The 2,052-nt window shown below is 71.0% G+C and carries 1 protein-coding gene; it reads left to right on the top strand.

What is annotated here, in order from left to right; translation table 11 throughout:
• A partial coding sequence (locus ACIPEK_RS46555) for a condensation domain-containing protein (protein WP_402009091.1) occupies positions 1-2,052 on the top strand: 2,052 nt, incomplete at both ends.

The raw sequence follows: 2,052 nt of genomic DNA, 5'->3' as shown, positions 1-2,052 counted from the left end.
ATCGAGCTCGGCGAGATCGAGGCAGCCCTGGCCGAGCACTCCGCAGTCGCCCATGCCGCCGTCCTCGCACAGGACGACCGGCTCGTCGGCTACGTGGCAGCGCGTCCCGACGCTGTTGTACGGCCGTCGGAGCTGACGGCGTATCTGCGCGACCGCGTGCCGGACTACCTGGTGCCGTCGGCGTTCGTGCTGCTGGATGTGCTGCCGCTGACGGCGAACGGGAAGCTGGACCGTGCAGCGCTGCCCGCGCCCGAACCGGGGACCGTCGGGAGCAGCCGCGCGCCGCGCACGCCGCAGGAGCAGATCCTGTGCGAGTTGTTCGCCGAGGTGCTGGGCGCGTCGAGGGTCGGGGTCGACGACGACTTCTTCGACCTGGGCGGGCACTCCCTGCTCGCCACCCGGCTGGTCGCACGGATTCGCTCGGTGCTCGGCGTGGAGCTGGGGTTGCGCGCGCTCTTCCAGGCGCCCACTGCGGCGGGAGTGGCCGAAGCGTTGGCCGAGGCCGGGCGCGCCCGCCCGGCGCTGATGGCGCACGTGCGGCCGGAAGCGGTACCGCTTTCTTTCGCCCAGCGCCGGCTCTGGTTCCTGCACCGCATGGACGGCACCGCCGCGACCTACCACATTCCGCTGGCGCTTCGGCTGACCGGGACGCTGGACACAGCGGCGCTGAACGAGGCGCTCGCCGACGTGGTGGCCCGGCACGAGAGCCTGCGGACGGTGTTCCCGGAGGTCGACGGCGTACCGTGCCAGCGTGTCCTGGATCCAGGTGCGACCCGGCCCCGGGTGCGGTTGACCGAGGTGTCGGAGGCCGAACTGCCGGAGCGGCTCGCCGAGTTCGCCCGGCAGCCTTTCGACCTGGCGGTGGAACTGCCTTTGCGGGCGGAGCTGTTCGCGCTCGCACCGCAGGAGCATGTGCTGCTGGTGGTGATGCACCACATCGCCGGTGACGGCTGGTCCACCGGCCCGCTGGCCCGCGACCTCGCCGCGGCCTACGCCGCTCGGCACGAGGGTCGCACACCGAGCTGGCCGGTCCTGCCGGTGCAATACGCCGACTACACGCTGTGGCAGCGCGACCTGCTCGGTGACGCCACCGATCCGGAGAGTCGATTCGCCGAACAACTCAGTTATTGGAAGCGGCAGTTGTCCGACCTGCCGGAGCTTCTCCAGGTGCCCGCCGACCGGTCGCGGCCGGCCGTCGCCCGCTGGCACGGAGACCAGGTCGGCCTGGAGCTGAGTCCCGAACTGCATGCGGCTCTGGCGGAGTTGGCGCGGCGCACCGGCACCAGTCTGTTCATGGTGCTTCAGGCGGGCCTTGCCGCGTTGTACACGCGGTTGGGTGCGGGGACGGACATCCCGATCGGCAGTCCGATCGCGGGGCGCACGGACGAGGCGCTGGACGATCTGGTCGGGTTCTTCGTGAACACGCTGGTGCTGCGCACGGACACGAGCGGTGATCCGAGTTTCGCCGAGTTGCTGGGGCGGGTGCGGGAGACGGCGCTGTCGGCGTTCGCGCATCAGGATGTGCCGTTCGAGCACCTGGTGGAGGTGCTGAACCCGTCCCGGTCGCTGTCCCACCACCCACTGTTCCAGACCGTCTTGGCCGTGCAGAATGCTCCGATGGGCCGCTTCTCGCTGCCCGGCCTGGACGTCGCCACCTACGCAGTGCCCACCGGAACCGCCAAGTTCGACCTCGGTGTGAACCTCGCCGAACGGTTCGGGCCGGACGGAAGGCCGGCCGGGATCGTCGGCGCTGTGGAGTACGCAACCGACCTGTTCGACCGGGATACGGTCGCCGCCCTCGCCCGGCGCTGGACGCTCCTGCTGGAGGCGGTCACCGCCGACCCGGAGCGGCCGATCGGGGAGATCGACCTCCTCGACGCCGGTGAGCGTCGCCGACTCCTGGAGAGTGGCAACGCGACCGCCCGCGAGGTGGGCGCCGTCCCGGTGCCGCAGGCGTTCGCGGTGCAGGTGGCGGCGACGCCGGATGCGGTCGCGCTTGTCTGTGGCGATGTCGAGCTGACGTACGGTCAGTTGAATGTTCGGGCGAATCGG

It is taken from the genome of Streptomyces sp. NPDC088246 (genome assembly GCF_044741025.1).
Classification (GTDB): domain Bacteria; phylum Actinomycetota; class Actinomycetes; order Streptomycetales; family Streptomycetaceae; genus Streptomyces.
Note: the sequence above shows the minus strand (reverse complement) of the source record. Positions and strands in the feature narration are given on the sequence as shown.